Origin of the sequence: Chitinophaga niabensis, from assembly GCF_900129465.1 — a bacterium.
GTDB classification, from domain to species: domain Bacteria; phylum Bacteroidota; class Bacteroidia; order Chitinophagales; family Chitinophagaceae; genus Chitinophaga; species Chitinophaga niabensis.
On record NZ_FSRA01000001.1, the window covers coordinates 3,495,073 to 3,515,404 of the forward strand.

Consider the following 20,332-nt stretch of genomic DNA (forward strand, 5'->3'; position numbering starts at 1 on the left):
CCTATAATTTGCCGGTTCCCGGTCTTCAAAAGGAGGCCCCGAAGGCCAAAATTCGCTATGGTAGTGAGTTAGGGGTTTTAGCGGTTACGCCATTCAAAGGTAAAAAAGAGGGTGGCGGCCCCGCAGATAGCCTGGCCCACCACCCTGCTATCGGTACACTAAGCTGGAATAGCTTCGCGTTTGAATTCTTTTTCGAGGACTTTTGCTTTGTAGGCCTGTTGAATGACCTTTCCTAAAGATGCTGCCCATGGTTTGCTGAAGCCCTGACCGTCCAGAGAATCCCATCCGATCACCTCAGCAGCAGTACCACAATAGAAGACCGCCTCTGCCTGCCTGAGCTCTTCCACGGTAATTTGTTTCTCAATCAATGGAATACCCAGTTCGCCACAGATCTCAATAACGGTAGCGCGGGTAATACCCGGGAGGATGTTCCCTTTTGAAGGAGTGTAGATCTTACCATCTTTCTCATAAAAAAGATTAGCGCCGGGGCCTTCAGCGACGAAACCGTCGATATCCAGCAGCAGCGCTTCTTCATATCCTTTTTCCTTAGCTTCCTGCGACGCAAGTATGGAGTTTACATACAAGCCCGCGGCTTTGGATTCTATTTTGAATGCTTTCGGGTTCGGACGCTGGTAAGAAGACAACATTACGCGCAGCAGTTTCTCACCCAGGTAAGCACCCCACTCCCATGCACAGATCAGCAGATGTGTTTCTGTAGCAGCTTTGAGCGTCATGTTAGGAGGGCAGAATACCAACGGACGGATGTACGCTTCCTGCATGTTGTTTAATTCCAATACTTTATAGCAAGCAGCGATCAACTCATCGTTGTTGTATTTGTAGGGGATATGGATCAGTTCGCAGGAACGCTTGAACCTGTCGAAGTGTTCTTTGGCTTTAAAGATCTTCACCTCACCGCTTTCGGTCTTGTAAGCACGGATGCCTTCGAACACTGCGTATCCATAATGGAGAGATTGACCATAGAGGTCGATTTTGGCTTCGGTGGCTTTGGTAAAAGCCCCGTCAAAGTAGAGAATCGTGTTTTCGTTGTAATAGCTATACATATTATTGGAATTTGCACACATAAAAAAAGCCTTCCTGTGTGGAGGAAGGCGTTCTATTTTCAGTTAGTTTAATACACGCTAATCTATCCTCCGGTCTGGTGGCTGATAATGACAACGACGATCACGACTAGCGTAATAGCCCAGTTCAACTGAGGTACTATGTTACCGATCTTGTTATTGTTTTTATTTAACCACATGGAGGTCTAATCAATTTTTTGTTGATCAGTACAAATGTATTGGTGATTGGAATAAAAAACAATACAAGCACCAATATTTTGTCAAATATTAAACACAGGGGCGATTTTTAAAAATATCGAAATAATGACTTCTCAGATTGAATAAAATCTAAGAATACTTAGCTTCCCATGGTTCCTATCAAAAAGGGCCGTCTAAAAGACGGCCCTTTCCATATAGTTTTTACAGGCAGCTATCGATCACTGCCTGTAGTTTCGGTTCTTTCTCTAACAGCTTCTCCAGCAGTACTAACTGGTTCTTAGCCCGGTTGTAGTTGTGTTCCGGGTATTTAATGGGATAATATACATCGCCATTCAGATAGTCTGTGAGGAAGCGGATGCCCTGCATATAGATCATGAACTTACCGGCATAGAAAAGATGGTCTTTTTCTGTCTGGGACAGGGTGCTGCCCACTTCAGAGAGGTATCCTTTCATTAATGCCTCGTAATAGTCCTCCCGGATGCTGATCTGGCTGAAATCACGTTCTTCTTCGGAAACAGGGCTTACGTAGGTACGCACCATATCTCCCAGGTCTGAAATGATCTTGCCGGGCATGAGGGTATCCAGGTCGCATACGCAGATGCCTTCAAAGGTGTCCTTATTCAGCAGTACGTTATTGATCTTGGTATCGTGATGCATCAGGCGGTCGCCGAATTCGGGATCCGTTTTAAGGGATTCGAAGGTAATGGCGATGTCTGAGTAGCGCAGGCATTGCTCTATCAGCTCTTCCGCGAAGTTCTTCCTTTCTTCTTTAGCTGTGCGGATAGCCTCCTGGAAGGCGGAATAACGCAAAGTGAGATTATGGAAGTTAGGGATGGAGGCTTTGAACTCATGCAGGTCTATACCATGCAGGAGCCGGGCCATTTTCCCGAACTCGCGGGCAGCTTCGTACGCCTGTTTGGGCGTATCTGCCTGATCTACAGAGGTAGAGTTGGGAATGAAAGGGATCATCCGCCAATATTCCTCGTTAAAAAAGAACATCTCCTCCCCTGTTACGGTGGGAATAGGTGTGATGAACAGGTAATCCGGATGGTGTTTTGCCAGAAAATCGGCAGCCAGCCTGAGATTACGGGCTATTATACCCGGTTCTTTAAAAACATAGGTATTGATCCTTTGAAGGATGTACTTCTGATCCTGTTGTCCGCTTAAAAGGAAGGTATTGTTAATATGGCCGCTTCCAAATTTCTTTATTTCGTAATCGGCCGCATTCAATCCAAATGCACTGACAATTTCAGCATTCACCATTATTTCCAGAGATTATCCGGGTATTCCCCTTTATTTACTAATGCGGAGAGGCTTGCCTGAACACCGGGAGCATCTTCTTTATAAGTAACACCAAACCATTGTGAGCTGGTAGGGATCACTTTAACAGAACCCGTACCGCTGGCAATGAACTGATCTACCACAATAGGAATAAAGAATTCAGATTTAGGATCTGTGATCTTCTGGTCCAGGAACTGATCGAACAGTTTTTCGCTTACCGGGAATACGGATGGTGCAAAACCCCAGAAGTTCATGGATACAGGGGTTTTAGGGCCCAGTTCCACTTTCTTATCGCCGTCTTCGTATACGATCTTACCGTTATCGATGTAGATCTTGGTCCTTTCCGTGATGCCAGCCAAGTTGCCGGTGCCATTCACTTCGCATACACCGCGGGATACAGAACCGTATTCACTGATGGTTTTACCCAGTTCGTAACCTACTACGCTGTACCTGTCTGCTGCGCATTCTCCTTTCAGGAATTCAGCCATCTTTTCGAAGGCGTCCCGGCCATAGAAGTCGTCTGCGTTGATTACGGCAAAAGGCTCGTTGATAGCGTCTTTCGCGCAAAGTACAGCATGTGCGGTACCCCAGGGTTTTGTGCGGTCTGCGGGAACAGCATGTTCGCCTACGAAAGCATTCATGTCCTGGAATACATATGCAGTTTCTACTTTACCTTTCAGCTTGGGCTCAAAGATCTCTTTAAACTCTTCTGCAAAGTTGTCGCGTATAATAAACACGATCTTGCCAAAACCCGCGCGGATAGCGTCGTAGATAGAATAATCAATGATAGTTTCTCCACTGGGGCCAAACTGCTGGATCTGTTTTAAACTTCCGTAACGGCTGGCCATGCCTGCCGCGAGAATCAATAATGTCGGTTGCATTTGTTGATATTAGTTTATAAATTTCGAACGAATTAATATCGGGGGCTAAATTTAGTGATTAAATTTTTCCCCAACTCTTTATTTTTTTGTTATAGTTGCTATCTGACGTTAACGTCTACAGTGAACCAATATTTTATTACAAATTAAACGCAGATGAAAAGATTAGTAGTGGCGGGAGCCATGGCACTGCATTTCATGCAGCCTACACATGCACAACAAAAGACTAACCCGGAAGAGATCAGCCCCAAAATGCAATGGTTTGCAGATGCCAAACTGGGGATTTTTATTCATTGGGGCATTTATTCAGTGAAAGGGATTGATGAAAGCTGGAGCTTTTACAATAAAAAGATCGCTTATCCTGATTACATGGCACAGCTGAAAGGCTTTACGGCAGACAAATACGATCCGCAAGCCTGGGCAGACTTGGTGAAGGAATCCGGGGCCCGTTATGCCGTGATCACTACCAAACACCACGATGGCGTTGCTTTATGGGATACCAAACTGAATAAACTCAGCACGGCTAAAAGCACACCTGCCAAAAGAGATGTGCTCAGCCCCTTCTTTGCCGCCTTACGTAAGAACAATATCAAAGCAGGTGCTTACTTCTCTTTACTGGACTGGAGCTCACCTGATTATCCCGGTTTTCTGAAAGACAGCAGCCGTTATAAGATCAGCGATGATCCCAAACGCTGGGAGCGGTTCCAAAAGTTTTACCAGGGCCAGCTGTCCGAAGTAATGACGCAGTTCAACCCTGATCTCTGGTGGTTTGATGGAGACTGGGAACGCAGCGCGGAAGAATGGGAAGCCGTGAAGGTCCGCAACATGCTCACCACACATAATCCTAAAACCATTATCAATGGTCGCCTCCAGGGTTATGGCGATTATGATACGCCAGAACAGAACTTTCCCGTGGTAAGGCCGCAATTCCACTGGTGGGAATTATGTATGACCATTAACAATAACTGGGGATACCAGCCACAGGACACTAACTGGAAAACACCTTATGAAGTGATCACCATCTTTGCAGACGCGATCAGTAATGGCGGTAATATGCTGCTGGACATTGGCCCGAAAGCAGATGGTACCATTCCTCCCGAGCAGGTGAATGTATTGAAGGAGTTAGGAAAGTGGAACAGGAAACACGACAAAGCCATCTTTAATACTATAGGGGGTATTCCCCAGGGGCATTTCTATGGCCCTACTACCTTATCCAAAGATTCCACCACACTGTACCTCTTTCTGCCGGGCAAAGTAAGCGGACAGATCATGGTGAAGGGATTGGATAATAAGGTCCGGGATATTACCGTTGTTGGCAATGGCACTAAGCTCACACATAAGATCGTGGGGAAAATTTCCTGGAGCCCCGTGCCGGGATTGATCTATATTGATGTACCATCCACTGTACAGGATGAATACATGACCGTATTGGAACTGAAGCTGGATAAGCCCGTGAAGTTGTATCGCGGCAAAGGCGGATTGAATGGATAAATGAACACAAGCAACTCAATTAATATGAAAAAAACGCTCCTATCTGCTTTTATGGCGCTGGCCTGCTTAACAGGCATAGCGCAGGAAAAGCAACCCTTGTCAATTATCCCGGAACCTAAGTCCGTAGAAATGCTGGGTAGCCCGGTAACGATCAGTCCACAAATGAAATACTTCTCCAATGGTGCCGCAGCTGATAAAGCAGCGGAACTGTTTGTGTTGTTTGTTTCTGCCAACTATGGCTTTGTAATGGAAAAAGGGACCATGCAAAACAGTACGCTGGTATTTTCGGAAGATGATGCTTTATCTGCTGAAGGTTATCAGCTCACTGTGGCCAAAAATAAAATTGTACTGCAAGGCCGCGCGGCAGGTTTGTTCTATGGTGTGCAAACACTGCAACAGATGCTGCCTTTCAGCGGCCAGGTTGTAAAGAACAAGATCGTTGTTCCCGGTGTGCTCATAAAGGATGAGCCGCGTTTTGCCTATCGCGGGCTGATGCTGGATGTAGGGCGGCATTTCTTCTCCGTTCCTTACATTGAAAAATTCCTGGACATCATGGCTTCCTATAAGCTGAACCGTTTTCACTGGCATTTAACGGAAGATCAGGGCTGGCGCATTGAGATCAAAAAATATCCGAAGCTGCAGACTATTGCCTCCAAAAGAAAGGAAACAATGGAAGGGCCTTACGGCGATAATAAGTTTGATGGAAAACCTTATGGTGGTTACTATACACAGGAGGAGATCAAACGGGTAGTTAAATATGCTGCAGACAGGTTTATCACGGTGATCCCGGAAATTGAAATGCCCGGTCACGCACAAGCCGCACTGGCAGCCTATCCACAACTGGGTTGTACAGGTGGCCCATACGAAGTGGTCACTAAATGGGGTGTTCATAAAGAAGTGTACTGCGCAGGAAATGATGAGGTATTCTCTTTCCTGGAAGATGTACTCACGGAAGTGATCCCACTGTTTCCCAGCCAGTATATTCATATTGGTGGTGATGAATGCCCGAAAGACAGATGGAAGGCCTGCCCTAAATGCCAGGCACGTATGAAAGCATTGGGCCTGAAAGACGAACATGCATTGCAGAGCTACTTCATTCAACGGATGGAAAAGTTCCTGAACAGCAAGGGCAAAAGGATCATCGGATGGGATGAGATCCTGGAAGGTGGCCTGGCACCGGATGCCACAGTGATGAGCTGGCGTGGTGAAGCAGGGGGTATTGAAGCTGCCAGGCAAAAACATGATGTGATCATGACGCCGAACACCTATCTGTATCTCGATTATCACCAGGGCAATCCTTCAACAGAACCTCTGGCGATCGGCGGATATCTGCCACTGGAAAAGGTATATAGCTATGAGCCATATCCTGCTGCATTGGCGGAAGAAGAGAAAAAATACATTAAAGGCGTGCAGGGAAATGTGTGGACGGAGTATATCCCTGACGATAGATCGGTGGACTATTTCACCTATCCCCGCGCACTGGCACTGGCAGAGATCACCTGGAGCCCGCAGCACAAAAAGAATTACTCCCGCTTTACAGCTGCGTTGCCTAAACAACTGGCCAGGCTGGATGATGCACGTGTCAACTTCCGCATCCCTGAACCAGCGGGCCTGGAAGATGAAGTATTAACCGGTGCGAGCACAACGGTTACTTTAAAACCATCTGTAGCTTTCGCCACTATCCGTTATACACTGGATGGTACCATACCTACAGCAAACAGCACTTTATATACAAAACCAATTGTGGTTGCTCCTCCATCCAATGGTACCACTACTGTTAAATGTATTGTGGTCACTCCTAACGGAAGGACGAGTGCGGTATATTCTGCTGCTTACATGCGCAAGGAATATAAAACAGCATTGAATGTAAACCCTGTTAATAAAGGGGTAAAGTTTGATGCCTTCTATAAAACCTTTAACCAGGCTAAAAACATCGGCAGTGGAAAAGCGGATTCAACAGGTGTAATACCTGCTTTCGATATCCGTCCATTCGTTGCCAAAGTTACTTTTGGTGTGCGTTATGAAGGATACCTGAAAATTGAAACAGATGGTTTGTATGAATTCAAAACCAATTCTGATGATGGTTCCGTACTCTCTATTGATGATGAAGTGATCGTGGATAACGACGGGGAACACGCACCTACTGAGAAATCAGGTATGGTACCGCTTCGTAAAGGTTTTCACAAGATCAGTGTAAAATACTTTGATGCCGGCGGGGATCAACGGCTGCAGGTGAGCTTTGGGCTGAAAGGCAAACAAAGTGTTAACTTGCGGAATGCACTTTTCCACTAAAGACATATTACAACCTATTCATACCACATGGCTGCCGGAGCATATCCCGGCAGCCATGTTGCGTTTGGACAAGCTGGACCCACTTGTTTCAGGGAATAAATGGTTCAAGCTCAAATACAACCTGGAAGCGGCGGCAGGCAAACCTATTGTTACTTTCGGCGGTGCATGGTCCAACCACATCCTCGCTACTGCTGCTGCCTGCCAAATGAAAGGTTTAGCCTGCACAGGTATTATCCGCGGAGAAAAACCTTTGATATTGAGCCCTACACTGGAACAGGCCGGCAGGATGGGTATGCAGCTGGTATTTGTAAGCAGGGAGGAATACAAATTGCTGACGGATACAGACGATCTTGGAGCAGATGATCATATGTATGCAGTTTATCAGCTGAACGATGAGATCATTCCCCGCGATGCCTACGTGATCCCCGAAGGTGGTCACAATGCCCTGGGCGTAAAAGGATGCAGCGAAATACTCTCTTTAGCTGACACGAAAGATTTTACACACATTATCTGTTCCGTAGGTACAGGCACTACCCTGGCCGGCCTGATCAATTCAACCGTGGAAGGCAGCGAAAACATGGCGGAAGAAGTATTACATGACCTTGCCCGGTTAGTGACCGGCGATCCCGGCCATGTTGTACAAAAAGTGATCGGCATTTCTGCATTAAAAGGTGCTTTTTCTTTGCAGGCCGAAATAGAAAGCCTGCTGATCAGCCCGGGCCCCTGGGAATTATTGCATGATTTTCATGAAGGAGGATATGGAAAGATCAGCCCTGCGTTGATCGATCTTATGAATGATTTCTACCGGCAGACAAATATTCCGCTGGACAGGGTGTATACCGGGAAAATGGTGTTGGCCGTAAAAAAACTGATTGAACAGGATTATTTTCCAGCCAATAGCCGTTTATTATTGATCCATTCCGGTGGTTTACAGGGCAATGATTCATTACTTCCTGACGTTCTATGCTTTTAAAGAGTGACAACGTATATTTGTATTTTAGCCAACGTATGAAGCAGACTGTTAGAAGAATAATTGTTGCGGTGATCTTACTGGGTAGCATCACTGCTGCAAAAGCTCAAGAGCGCGTACCGCCTGTATTACCTGATTTCTCTGCCCTGATCAAAACAGGGAAGATACAGCTGGACTGGATCTCCGGCTTCCCCAATGCTGTGCAGATAGGCATCCAGCGTTCGCTGGACAGTGTGCTGAACTTTACCACGATCGGTTATGCGAGCAGCCCCGGAGAAAGCCGTAATGCTTACATGGATAACAAACCTTTACCCGGTAAAAATTACTATCGCCTCTTCATCCTCTTCTCCAATAACCGTTATATGCACAGTAAAGTAGTACTGGCTATTGAGGACTCTACCATCAATGCAGACACCAAACTGAACGCTTCGGATATCGCTAATCTCAGCAACACTAAAAAAGAAGATGCAGTTCCCTGGAAACCATCCAATTACATCTATACTACAGCAGACGGAAATGTGAATATCAAACTGCCGGAAGCTTTAAAGAAGAAATATCTCGTTAAGTTCTATGAGCCTACAGGGGTTTTCCTGTTTGAGGTAGAGCATGTGCAGGAGCCTTTCCTGATCATGGAAAAGGCCATTTTCATGCATGCCGGCTGGTTCAATTTTGAGATCTTTGAGGATGGGAAGCTGCTGGAGAAATGGAACTTATTTATTCCCCTGAGTTACAAGTAATTCTGCTTCAAACACTTCTGCAAAATATTTCGCGATCTTACTTTTCACTTCTTCCAAAGGAACGGCATAGCCAAGTTCCTTTTCCAGGGAGGTAACCTGCTTATCTGCAATACCACAGGCCACAATGTTGTTAAAATAATCCATGTCTGTATTCACATTGATGGCGAAGCCATGCATGGTTACCCAGCGGCTGCAACGAACTCCCATGGCACAGATCTTCCGGGCCTTTGCAGGATCTTCCGGATCAAGCCATACGCCTGTTTCTCCTTTTGAACGATCCCCTTTCAGGCCGTAATCTGCCATGGTACGGATGATCACCTCTTCCAGGAAACGTAAATAACGGCCAATATCTGTGAAGAACAGTTCCAGGTCTATGATTGGGTAACCTACTACCTGGCCGGGGCCGTGGAAGGTAATATCCCCTCCCCTGTTGGTTTGTACAAATTCTATCCCCTTTTCCTCCAGCTGCCGGCGGTTGATCAGCAGGTTCTCCAGGTGGCCGCTTTTGCCGAGGGTATATACGGGAGGATGTTCGCAAAAAAGCAGGTGATGGGCAATAACAGCAGATCCGGCAGCGGTGCCATTACGCAGGGCAGCCTTCAGTTGCACACTTTCCTGTAATAACTGTTCCTGGTAGTCCCAGGCGCGCTGGTAGGGAATTACACCCAAATCGTTCACTCTTATCTGCTGTTTCATTCGTCTGCAAAGATAACTATAAGCTATCTTTGCAAAAATTTTTACTGATGAGCGATCAATTGCCGGTACTGGAAGATGAACTGGAAAACGGGGAAGGTAGTGAGGAACTATACGAAAGGGTGAACCTTGTTGTAGACAAGGGGCAGGAGCCTTTGCGGATAGACAAGTTCATCCAGAACCGCATTGAAGGTGCCACCCGCAGTAAAGTTCAGCAGGCTATTGAAGCAGGAATGGTGCTGGTGAACGATAAACCTACCAAGGCCAACTATAAAGTAAGGCCCCTGGACCGCCTCATCGTTTATTCCAACAGGAGCCCCGAAAGCAATGAGATCATCCCGGAAAACATTCCCCTGAACATTGTATATGAGGATGAGGATGTAATGGTGATCAACAAACCTCCCGGCATGGTGGTACATCCCGGCTCCGGCAACCCCAACGGCACATTGGTGAATGCCCTGGCCTATTACCTCAGTGAGGATAAAGAAAATGTGGTGGAAACTATTCCCCGTTTCGGGCTGGTACACAGGATAGATAAGAACACAAGCGGCCTGCTGGTGATCGCCAAATCAGAAAAAGCGATGACGGACCTGGCCAAACAATTCTTTGACCATACCGTAAACAGGCGTTATATGGCATTGGTATGGGGTGATTTTGAAGAAGATAAGGGTACGGTGGAAGCACATGTGGGCCGCCATCAGCGTCTCCGCAAGATCATGGATGTTTTCCCGGATGGGGAACATGGCAAGGAAGCCATCACCCATTACGAGGTACTGGAACGTTTTAACTATGTAACCCTCATTGCCTGCAAACTGGAAACCGGCCGTACGCACCAGATCAGGGTACATATGCAGCATATCCGGCACCCCTTGTTCAACGATGAAACCTATGGCGGGGACCGTATTGTTAAAGGTACCGTATACACAAAATACAAGCAATTCATAGATAACTGTTTCGAGGTAATGCCCAGGCATGCCCTGCACGCACAAACCTTAGGGTTCATTCACCCCAGGACCCGCAAACCAATGCTGTTTGAAAGTGAGCTACCGGCGGATTTCACGGCCGTTCTGGAGAAATGGAGAAGATATAAACGCCGGGAAGAGGATTGAGTGTAATTTTTAAGGCATTATTCCGTTAAATAGATCGTTCCGCTTATTTTTTAAAATTCTATGCAAACCAAAATCAGCCTATGCGCCTGCGTTTCATCTTAATTTCATATTAATTATTTTATTAAAAACATTCTACATATCATTTTTTCTACTAATTTAGTAGCATAATGCGTCCCAAGAAAAACCTTGCCCGTATCCTGACTATTCTGTTCCTGGCTTTCTTTGCTATTCATATAGCCAGAGCCGGTAACCGTCCCCTACTCACAAATTTCACCTATAGCACTACCTGCCTGAACGATACTGTACGCTTCAGGATCACTGACGATATCACCACCATTGATTCCGTGAAGTGGTATTTTGTGAGTCCGCCAGCCTTACCTGTAGATTCTTCCAATAGTATAGACAGTGCCAAATATGTATATAAAACCCCTGGTACTTATACCATTACATTAAAAGCATACCGCGGAGGTGTGGAAGATATCACCACGATGTCTATCACTATCGCTGCCCGTTTAGGTATTGACCTGGGGCCGGATCTTACACTTTGTGAGAATGGCACTACTACTTTGACGACAGGACCTGCTATTCCCGGCGCTACTTATACCTGGTATTATTTAGAAGATACTGTGCCCGGCACGAATACTTTCGTTGTTTCACAAATGGCTACCTACCATGTGGCCATCAATGGATGCCGGGAAATAGATTCGGTGAATGTATTCTATTCTCCGATACCTGATTTTGACCTGGGGCCAGACAGGACCTTGTGTACGGATGAATTGCTTACACTGGATGCCACCGCACAAAACGCCACCTATGTTTGGAGTACGGGAGAAACTACGCCTACCATTGTAGCCAGCGGCGTGAGCAGAACTTACACTGTTGTTGCTACAGTTGCCGGTTGCGGTGACTTTACAGACCAGGTGACCATTAACTTCACCGGCACACCTTATCCTTACAGCCTTGGCCCTGATACCTTACTTTGCCCCGGAGAATCCGTGATACTGGATGCCACCAGGCCTGAAGGTTCAAGTTATACCTGGAACACCGGTTCAAGGCAACCGAGGATCAATGTGAACAGGAGTGGCGAGTATTCTGTGTTCATGACCGTCAACGGCATCTGTGATGTGGTGGACACTATTGAAGTGCGCTATAGCCGCTTAAGGGATTTCAGTTTAGGAAACGATACCACCTTGTGTTATCCTAACTTCCTGGTGCTGAGTGCGGATTTTGGAACGGGTAATTATCTCTGGCAGGATGGATCAGACCAGGCCACTTATCACGTGGACAGTAGCGGATATTATAATGTTACCGTGCAGATAGGCAGATGTATTGAAAGAGATACGATCCGTGTTGATTTTCAGGATAGCCTGAGAGTAACGCTGGGAGAGGATTCCATGCTTTGCGTGGGAGAAACGCTCACTTTACTGCCACGCGGCGCAGGTACAAATTTTAAATGGCAGGACAGTACTTCCACTTCCACCTTCCTGGTTACACAACCCGGTATTTATGCGATTGTAGCAAGCAATGTGTGTAACAGGGCTACAGACTCCGTGAATATCTACTACCAGGAATGTAATTGTACGCTCTTTTTGCCAACGGGTTTCAGCCCTAACGGAGATGGGCGGAATGATGTATTCCGACCGGTGTACCGATGTATCTTAGGTAAATACAAATTAGCCATCTATAACCGCTGGGGAGATTTTATCTTCTTCACCTCAGATCCCGGTGTTGCATGGACGGGTATGCATAACGGGCAAATGGCGCCTGTTGGCACATACGTTTGGACGGTTGAGTATGTAGATGAACTGAATCAGAAATTCTATCAGAAACGAGGTACTGTTACCCTGATACGATAAAGTTATTGTTCGCTTTTGAATTCGGTGAACTTCGCTGTAAAATCTGCTGTTTCGCGCTTTTTTAAAGGTACGTTCCAGGTACCGGAGTAAGTGATCAGGGCAGGCAATAAAAGGTCGTCCTTCTTCGTCATCTGTACATTCATGCGTACATTAAAATCGAAGATCATGGTTTTGTAGGAGAGGGAATATTTACGGCCTACGATCTCCATGGTTTCTTTATCAAAGTAGGTGATCAGTTCGTTGATCACAATTTCTGCACGGTCTATACTATTAAGGTTCTTCCGCATGGTGGCGCTGAATACATAACAATCTGTGCCGGTATATGCTTCCGAGGTAATGGAAAAATCGTAATACTTCATCAGGTCGCGGTCGAAGATGGCTACCTTATTTCCCACGATAGGTACGCCAGTGATGGGTTTACCGGGGTTAAAGATCAATTGTTTCAACTGGTTCTTATGCCGTGCAAGGCTTCCTTTGCTGGATCCGCCCTCATCCCCGCATACGGTGCCATGCGTAAAAAAGAGATTGGCGTAAAGTTCTGCGGTATAGTAATTATAGTCGCCTTTTTTTGTGTAGAAATTACCGGTGGTCTTTTCGTCTATCACTTCCATTTTACGGCAGTTGCCGGTCATGATCTGGCGGGTGTGACTTTTAAGGGAGGCGATGGTCTTTCCTCCTTTTTTATCTGTTACGCGGATGTCGTTATCTGCTGTGAACCCTACCAGGCGGAGGTTTTTGAATGCGCGGTAGAAAGTGGTATCCTCTTCTACCCTTTTGATAAAGCCGGCCACGTCAAAGCCTATACGTTTGGCTTTCACCACTACTTCATCCAGGTTAATGGTCATGCCTTTGTATTTAAAAGCAGTATCCTGGGAAAACAAAGGTGTGCAACAGAACAAAAGTAATAACAGTAGCAGAAACTTGCGCATCTGGCAAATTTAAGGAAATTCAGGCTTATGAGTTGAAGGAAACGTTTTATCAGCTGGATACTTTACCGGCTACGTACATAGCAGTAAGCGTTGGTGTGGGGCTACCACCTTTCTTTTCAAGGGTAACAGCAAACATTTGCGCACCTTCAATAGCTTTCATTTTCTGGAAGCCTTTAGCGGTATCGCCCATTTCGAACACACCAGCATCCACCGGTACGCCATTTACAATGGCCCAGAGTTGGTATTGCTGATCTGCAGATGGTTCAGGAAGGTTATTAACGGTGAGCATCACGTCTTTGGTCTTCGGATTCCAGAAAACAGTAGCCAGCAGATTAGGCCTGTCTTTGGATGCCGTGAACATACGTACTGCTTTTACATCCGGATTGCGCATCATGGCAAGCATATCATCCGATTGTTTCATCTTCGTCTGATATACCTCACTTTGTGCGAGTACTTTGGTTTGGTCTACAAGCAACGCTTCGTATTTACCTTTCCATTCTTTGGAACTGTTGAGGTAAGTAACGTTGAAGGCAACACTGGTGATCAGCCCTGCGATGGCGGCGGCTGCCACCCACTGCCATTTGCGTGCAGCGGAGATAACCCTTGCAGATTTTTCTTCATCTGCATACGCATCTTCATACAAGCTTGCCGGTGCAGAAGATGAACTGCCGCTAACCGGTACTGCTGTTTCCACCCCTTCATTATCCACGATCTGGAAGATCCTGTCTTTCACAATAGCAGGAGGCGGAACCGCCTGCATCTGGATATAGCGCTCCATATCAAGCTGAGCAGCATCTGCCGCAGCTTTTATTTCCGGATATTGGGCCATCGCAGCGATCAGCTCCCGGACCTCCTGGTCCGTAGCTAAGCCAGCCACGTAGCTTTCAATTATTCCGGATGATATGTAACGTTGTACATCCACTTTTACTAGATCGTTTTTAGAATATTTCTAAGTTGAATAATCGCGTTTCTCATTCTAGTCTTCACGGTACCCAAAGGAATATCCAGCACCTTGGCTATTTCTTCCTGGGTGCAACCTTTGTAATAAGCTAGGTCAATAATGATTCTTTGTTCTTTGTTGAGCTTTTCCAACACCTTGGTGAGGCCCAGGTGATCCACGGAGGGATGAACCGTTAAGTGACTTGTATGATGATATACGTCATTACTAAGCTCCTGGATTTTTTGATCCAGCTTGTGGGCTTTAGAGCGTAATGAATCAATAGCAGAATTCCGGGCAATATTGAGCATCCAGGTAAAGAGACGCCCCTTCTCTGTGTCATATTTTTCTATGCTCCGCCAAATTTTCAGAAAGACTTCCTGCAGAACATCGCTTGCCGCGGACTCGTCGTTGAGGACTTTAAGAACTACCCCGTAGAGAGCGGGGGAATAATTGTCATACAGGTAACCAAATATTACCTGATCCCGGTCTTTCAGACCCTGGACCAATTCGGCTTCAGTGTATGTGTTTGCAGTTCCCAAATGTAATTATCGAAAATAGTGGCACTAAAATAGGGAAAATTATTACAATATAAAATTCTTAGGCATAATAATTTTATATAGCTGTTAAAGAATAGCTAAAATGAACAGGGGCCGGTGATCACCGGCCCCTGACAATTACCTGGAAGAAATTTCAGCTATTTAGCGAAGGTCATCTTATAATCCACCTTGATCTTTCCTTTGGAAATATCGTCCAACCTGCTTTTTAACAGGCGCTTTTTCAATGGTTTAAGGTAGTCGATGAACAGTTTTCCTTCTATATGATCATATTCATGGAAGATCACACGGGCGGTGATACCATGGAATGTTTTCTCGTGTTCTTTAAAGTTTTCGTCCACGTAACGGATGGTCACCTTTTCAGGGCGGTATACGTCCTCCCGGATCTTGGGAATGCTCAGGCAACCTTCCTGGTAAGGCCATTCCTCTCCTTCTGTATCCACTATCCTGGCATTGATGAACACCTGCTTAATACCCAGATCGCCGGGGTATGCATTCACTTCATCTTCTTCAAGATTATTGATAATCTGCTCACTATCAATTACGAAGAGGCGGATGGGCTTGTTGATCTGTGGTGCTGCGAGCCCTACCCCACTGGAGGCATACATGGTTTCCCACATATTATCGATCAGCGTTTGCAGACCTGGATAATCCGGGGTGATATCCTGGCTTACTTCTCTTAAAACCTGGCTGCCGTAGGCGACTATTGGTAATATCATCTGGTAAATTGATCAAAATTTGAACTGCAAAAGTAAGGTTTTTTCAGCTAGCGGTATGCTGAAGGTATTCCTGCAGGATGATGGTTGCACTGATCTCATCCACCAAACCCTTATTCTGCCTGTCTTTTTTCTTCATTCCACTATCCAGCATACTCTGAAAAGCCATCTTTGAGGTGAAACGTTCATCTACTTTTTTCAGCGGCATGTCAGGAAAATGTTTTTGCAGGATGCGGATGCATTCTTCCACCAGTGCGGTAGCATCTGTGGCACTACCATCCAGGTTACGCGGCAGGCCTATGAGGATGAGTTCTACCGGCTCTGCTGCAAAGTATTTTTTGAGGTAAGGGATCAGTTCATGTGAAGGAACTGTGCCCAGCCCACTGGCTATGATCTTCAGCGGATCGGTCACCGCAAGCCCTGTTCTTTTTTTCCCGTAATCGATAGCCATTATCCTGGGCATATTCCTATTGATTTAATATAAACATATCTGCAATGGCAAACACGGCAAAAACCACGCTTGCGATACCATTTGTTGTCATAAAAGCCAGGTTCACCCGGGAAAGATCATCGGGTTTTACCAGCCTGTGCTGCATCCATAACATCAGGATAAAAACACCGGCACCTATCCAGTACAGCCAGTGAAAACCTCCCAGCAGGCCAATGGCAACAGCCAAACCGGCGGCCACCAGGTGCAATGCTTCTGAAAACCTCAACCCTCCTGCTTTGCCTAACCAGGTAGGAATAGAATGCAATTGCTGTGATTTATCAAACTCTTCGTCCTGCAAGGCATAGATGATATCAAAACCGGATACCCAGCACAACACCAGGAAACTGAGCAGAACAGGTAATACGGCAAAACGCCCGGTTACTGCCAGGAAAGCTCCTATGGGCGCAAGCGACAGGCCAATACCGAGAACCAGGTGGCATAAAGCCGTAAAACGTTTGGTATAGCTATAGCCCAATACAACGATCAGGGCTATGGGAGATAAAAAGAAACATACGGGATTGATGAACCAGGTGGTAGCCATAAACAACACTGCGTTCCCGATCACGAAATACAAAGCGTTGGAAGCGGAAATGATGCCGGCAGGGATCTCCCTTTGTGCAGTACGGGGGTTCTTTTTATCAAAATCCGCATCCAGCCAGCGATTGAAGGCCATCGCCGCGCTGCGTGCAAAGACCATGCAAAGTACCACCAGTAAAAGTTTCGACCAGTTGAATGAATACCCTGCCCAGGTCACTGCCAGAAAGAATCCGATCATGGCAAAAGGCATGGCAAAAATGGTATGGCTGAATTTTACGAGCGACAGGTAATTCCGGATAACAGGTGAACTCATATGGCTAGTTTTCAGTTTTTAATTTACAGAACAGGTCCCAAATTACGATACCCGTGCTCACGGAAATGTTAAGCGAGTGTTTCATTCCCAGTTGCGGTATCTCGATGCAGCCATCCACCAGTTTCATCACTTCTCCGTCCACACCGGACACTTCGTTGCCAAATACCAGCGCCAGCGGCGTTTGGGAAGGTTTAAAGGTATCCAGCATCACACTTTGTGCTGCCTGCTCGATGGCCATAATAGTATAGCCCTCTTCTTTTAACGCATTCACCGCTTCCACGGTTGTGGCAAAATACTGCCATTCCACTGTTTCTGTGGCACCGAGGGCGGTTTTCTGAATATCCCTGTGGGGTGGAACGGGTGTATACCCACATAATATAATACCCTGTACAAGGAAGGCATCTGCCGTTCTGAATACAGATCCTACATTGTGCATGCTCCGCACATTATCCAGCACCAGCACCAGCGGGGTTTTGTCTGCCGCCTTAAACTCGCTGACCGTTTTCCGGCCCAGTTCATGCATGTTCAGTTTACGCATCCTGCAAAGATAGTTGATGTCAGTTAATGCAGGCACCCTGTTTTGATCGGGTCATTATTTGTCTTTTCTACTATATTTGCCGCATGGCTAAAAGCAAATCGGAAGAAACACCCCTCATGACGCAGCATAAGGCTATTAAAGCCAAATATCCTGACGCAGTGCTGCTTTTCAGGGTGGGGGATTTTTATGAAACATTCAATGAGGATGCTGTAATAGCTTCGAAGGTATTAGGTATTGTACTCACCAAAAGGGCCAATGGCAGTGCCGCTTATATAGACCTGGCCGGCTTCCCTTACCATTCGCTGGAAACCTACCTGCACAAACTGGTGAAGGCTGGTCACCGCGTGGCCGTTTGCGATCAGCTGGAAGACCCTAAAACAGTGAAAGGGATCGTAAAACGGGGTGTAACAGAAATGATCACTCCCGGTGTGGCGGTGAACGACAAGCTGCTGGAAAACAGCACCAACAACTTCCTGGCTGCGGTACATTTTGGATTGAATAATACCGGCGTGGCTTTCCTGGATATTTCCACCGGGGAATTATTTGCTGCGCAGGGTAGTACGGAATACATCGACAAATTACTGCAAAGCTTCCGCCCTGCGGAAGTGATCTTTGCCAAACAACAGCAAAAACATTTCCGGCAAACATTCGGTTCCCGCTTTTATACCTACACCCTGGAAGAGTGGATCTTTACGAATAATTATGCCCGGGAGATACTCCATAAACATTTCGAAACACATTCCCTCAAAGGATTTGGTATAGAGGACCTTACCGATGCGGTAATTGCCGCTGGTGCCACCATGCACTACCTGAAAGATACGGAACACCCTCACCTGCAACATATCACCGCCATTCAGCGGATCGACCAGGATGATTTCCTCTGGATGGACCGTTTTACCATCCGTAACCTGGAACTGCTGCAAAGCACCGTGGAACAGGGAAGATCACTGATCGGCACCCTCGATAACACACTCACGCCAATGGGTGCACGTTTATTGAAACGCTGGATCGTATTCCCCCTGCGTGACCTCACACGTATTCATGAAAGACTGGATACCGTAGAGGACCTGATCAAAGAAGCAGACCGTACCCATGCCCTGCAACAACATCTTAAGGCAGTGGGTGACCTGGAACGGCTGGTATCCAAAATTCCCCTGCGGAAGATCAATCCGAGGGAAGTGATGCAGCTGGCCCGTTCCCTGCAACAGGTGATCGCCATCAAGGAATTATTGTCCAATGCCAGCACAGGACTGTTACAGGAGTTACACGGACTGCTTGACCCCTGTTTTACGATCCTCGAAAAGATCCTCGCAGAGATCTCCGATAATCCCCCGGTTCTGGCGAATAAAGGTGGAGTGATCCGGGAAGGCGTTCATGCAGAATTAGATGACCTGCGGGCGATCGCTACCTCCGGTAAGGAATACCTCCTGCGCATTCAGCAGCAGGAATCTGAGGCTACGGGCATCCCTTCCCTCAAAGTAGCCTTTAATAATGTGTTCGGTTATTATCTTGAAGTAACCAACACCCACAAGAATAAAGTACCTGCCAACTGGATCCGCAAACAAACGCTGGCCAACGCAGAAAGATATATAACACCCGAACTGAAAGAATACGAAGAGAAGATCACCGGTGCAGAAGATAAGATACAGGTGCTGGAGATACAATTGTATGATGCCTTGCTGCTTGCTTTACAGGAATACATCCTTCCTATTCAGCGTAATGCGCAGGCGCTTGGCCGGTTGGATTGCCTGCTTTGCTTTGCGCATAATGCCGTTCAATTCAAATACCGCCGTCCGAATGTTACAGATGCGTACTTCATTGATATCAAAGATGGCAGGCATCCTGTAATAGAACAGGGCTTGCCTACGGGAGAGACTTATGTGACCAACGATCTGTTGTTACATCAGAATGAGCAGCAGGTGATCATCCTCACCGGGCCCAACATGAGTGGTAAGTCTGCGTTATTAAGGCAAACTGCGCTCATCACATTGATGGCGCATATGGGTAGTTTTGTACCTGCTTCCGCTGCTGAGATCGGGTTGACGGATAAGATCTTCACGCGGGTGGGGGCTTCTGATAACCTGAGTGGTGGGGAAAGTACCTTTATGGTGGAAATGAATGAAACGGCCAGCATCATTAATAACCTTACCCCCAGGAGCCTGATCATCCTGGATGAGATCGGGCGGGGTACCAGTACATACGATGGTATTTCTATTGCCTGGAGCATTGTGGATTACCTCCATGATATGACGCCTCACCGGCCCAAAACATTATTTGCCACGCACTACCATGAATTGAATGAGCTGGAAAATAAGCACAGCCGGGTGAAGAACTTTCATATCACTAATAAAGAAGTGGGAAATAAGATCATCTTCCTTCGTAAACTGGCACCGGGAGGTAGCAGGCATAGCTTTGGTATTCATGTGGCGAAGATTGCAGGGATGCCTCCGCAGCTGATCGACAGGGCTAATGAGATACTTACACAGTTGGAAAGCCAGCATATTGCAGCACCTATGGAACAGATCGCTGCACCGATACAGAAAGTGCAGCTGAGCATTTTTGATGCGCATAGCGATACGTTCAAAGATATTCGGGAGAAGCTGGAATCTGTTGATATTAACAGGCTGACGCCTGTGGAGGCCTTGTTGAAGTTGAGCGAGATCAAGGATTTGTTGCAGTAAGTTCCTGCTGAGGGCCTGCCGCGCCGCAGAGGGCGGAGGTTTTTTATTTT

18 protein-coding genes are annotated in these 20,332 nt (G+C 46.6%); 7 read left to right on the forward strand and 11 right to left on the reverse strand.

All coding sequences use genetic code 11. The features are described 5' to 3' along the window. Positions 1-158 precede the first annotated feature (158 nt). The 3 genes from BUR42_RS13810 to BUR42_RS13820 form a co-directional block, all read right to left on the reverse strand. Entirely contained in the window at positions 159-1,061 is a 903-nt protein-coding gene (locus tag BUR42_RS13810; protein WP_074239790.1) for a branched-chain amino acid transaminase, read from the reverse strand. A 417-nt stretch (positions 1,062-1,478) separates the two neighbouring features. Continuing rightward, a complete protein-coding gene (locus BUR42_RS13815) occupies positions 1,479-2,540 on the reverse strand; it encodes a phosphotransferase enzyme family protein (RefSeq protein ID WP_074239791.1) in 1,062 nt (353 codons plus the stop codon). Further along, positions 2,540-3,439, reverse strand: a complete 900-nt coding sequence (locus tag BUR42_RS13820; RefSeq protein WP_074239792.1) for a sugar phosphate nucleotidyltransferase — start codon at positions 3,437-3,439, stop codon at positions 2,540-2,542. The genes BUR42_RS13815 and BUR42_RS13820 overlap by 1 nt, the downstream gene beginning before the upstream one ends. Before the next feature lie 153 nt (positions 3,440-3,592). Between BUR42_RS13820 and BUR42_RS13825 the strand changes: the two genes are divergently transcribed. Genes BUR42_RS13825 through BUR42_RS13840 form a run of 4 tightly spaced genes read left to right on the forward strand, consistent with a single transcriptional unit; the run spans position 3,593 to position 8,926 of the window. Continuing rightward, positions 3,593-4,927, forward strand: coding sequence for an alpha-L-fucosidase (locus tag BUR42_RS13825; protein ID WP_074239793.1), 1,335 nt, complete (start codon positions 3,593-3,595; stop codon positions 4,925-4,927). Between the two features lie 24 nt (positions 4,928-4,951). Continuing rightward, the gene (locus tag BUR42_RS13830) at positions 4,952-7,219 is read left to right on the forward strand and encodes a family 20 glycosylhydrolase (protein WP_143197443.1); all 2,268 of its coding nucleotides are present in this window, start codon (positions 4,952-4,954) and stop codon (positions 7,217-7,219) included. Continuing rightward, positions 7,203-8,192, forward strand: a complete 990-nt coding sequence (locus BUR42_RS13835) for a 1-aminocyclopropane-1-carboxylate deaminase/D-cysteine desulfhydrase (protein ID WP_084185561.1) — start codon at positions 7,203-7,205, stop codon at positions 8,190-8,192. The genes BUR42_RS13830 and BUR42_RS13835 overlap by 17 nt, the downstream gene beginning before the upstream one ends. Positions 8,193-8,227: 35 nt before the next feature. Further along, on the forward strand, positions 8,228-8,926 hold the full coding sequence (locus BUR42_RS13840) for a hypothetical protein (protein WP_074239794.1): 699 nt from the start codon (positions 8,228-8,230) through the stop codon (positions 8,924-8,926). Here BUR42_RS13840 and lipB read toward each other — a convergent pair. Then, the gene (gene lipB, locus BUR42_RS13845) at positions 8,900-9,622 is read right to left on the reverse strand and encodes a lipoyl(octanoyl) transferase LipB (protein WP_074239795.1); all 723 of its coding nucleotides are present in this window, start codon (positions 9,620-9,622) and stop codon (positions 8,900-8,902) included. The genes BUR42_RS13840 and lipB overlap by 27 nt on opposite strands. A 47-nt stretch (positions 9,623-9,669) precedes the next feature. Between lipB and BUR42_RS13850 the strand changes: the two genes are divergently transcribed. Together BUR42_RS13850 and BUR42_RS13855 are read left to right on the forward strand one after the other, a co-directional pair. Further along, the gene (locus BUR42_RS13850) at positions 9,670-10,728 is read left to right on the forward strand and encodes an RluA family pseudouridine synthase (RefSeq protein ID WP_074239796.1); all 1,059 of its coding nucleotides are present in this window, start codon (positions 9,670-9,672) and stop codon (positions 10,726-10,728) included. 167 nt (positions 10,729-10,895) lie between these two features. Beyond that, a complete protein-coding gene (locus BUR42_RS13855; RefSeq protein ID WP_074239797.1) occupies positions 10,896-12,584 on the forward strand; it encodes a T9SS type B sorting domain-containing protein in 1,689 nt (562 codons plus the stop codon). A 2-nt stretch (positions 12,585-12,586) separates the two neighbouring features. Here the strand turns inward: BUR42_RS13855 and BUR42_RS13860 are convergent, their stop codons facing one another. The 7 genes from BUR42_RS13860 to BUR42_RS13890 all read right to left on the reverse strand — a co-directional run bounded on the left by BUR42_RS13860 (position 12,587) and on the right by BUR42_RS13890 (position 17,601). Then, positions 12,587-13,513: a hypothetical protein gene (locus BUR42_RS13860; protein WP_074239798.1), complete on the reverse strand. Its 927-nt coding sequence runs from the start codon at positions 13,511-13,513 to the stop codon at positions 12,587-12,589. Positions 13,514-13,562: 49 nt separating this feature from the next. Next, positions 13,563-14,390 (reverse strand): anti-sigma factor, encoded by an 828-nt coding sequence (locus BUR42_RS13865; RefSeq protein ID WP_074239799.1) that lies wholly within the window; start codon positions 14,388-14,390, stop codon positions 13,563-13,565. Positions 14,391-14,440: 50 nt separating this feature from the next. Beyond that, complete coding sequence (locus tag BUR42_RS13870; RefSeq protein WP_074239800.1) at positions 14,441-14,992, reverse strand: RNA polymerase sigma factor; 552 nt, start codon at positions 14,990-14,992, stop codon at positions 14,441-14,443. Positions 14,993-15,147: 155 nt separating this feature from the next. Further along, on the reverse strand, positions 15,148-15,726 hold the full coding sequence (gene def, locus BUR42_RS13875; protein ID WP_074239801.1) for a peptide deformylase: 579 nt from the start codon (positions 15,724-15,726) through the stop codon (positions 15,148-15,150). Between the two features lie 43 nt (positions 15,727-15,769). After that, the gene (gene ruvX, locus BUR42_RS13880; RefSeq protein ID WP_074239802.1) at positions 15,770-16,186 is read right to left on the reverse strand and encodes a Holliday junction resolvase RuvX; all 417 of its coding nucleotides are present in this window, start codon (positions 16,184-16,186) and stop codon (positions 15,770-15,772) included. Between the two features lie 4 nt (positions 16,187-16,190). Then, on the reverse strand, positions 16,191-17,063 hold the full coding sequence (locus tag BUR42_RS13885; protein WP_074239803.1) for a UbiA-like polyprenyltransferase: 873 nt from the start codon (positions 17,061-17,063) through the stop codon (positions 16,191-16,193). A gap of 4 nt (positions 17,064-17,067) precedes the next feature. Then, positions 17,068-17,601 carry an RNA methyltransferase gene (locus tag BUR42_RS13890; RefSeq protein ID WP_074239804.1) on the reverse strand — a complete coding sequence of 178 codons (534 nt, stop codon included), beginning with the start codon at positions 17,599-17,601 and terminating at the stop codon, positions 17,068-17,070. 83 nt (positions 17,602-17,684) lie between these two features. Here BUR42_RS13890 and mutS point away from each other — a divergent pair, with 83 nt between their 5' ends. Beyond that, positions 17,685-20,282 carry a DNA mismatch repair protein MutS gene (mutS, locus tag BUR42_RS13895; RefSeq protein ID WP_074239805.1) on the forward strand — a complete coding sequence of 866 codons (2,598 nt, stop codon included), beginning with the start codon at positions 17,685-17,687 and terminating at the stop codon, positions 20,280-20,282. Positions 20,283-20,332: the final 50 nt, after the last annotated feature.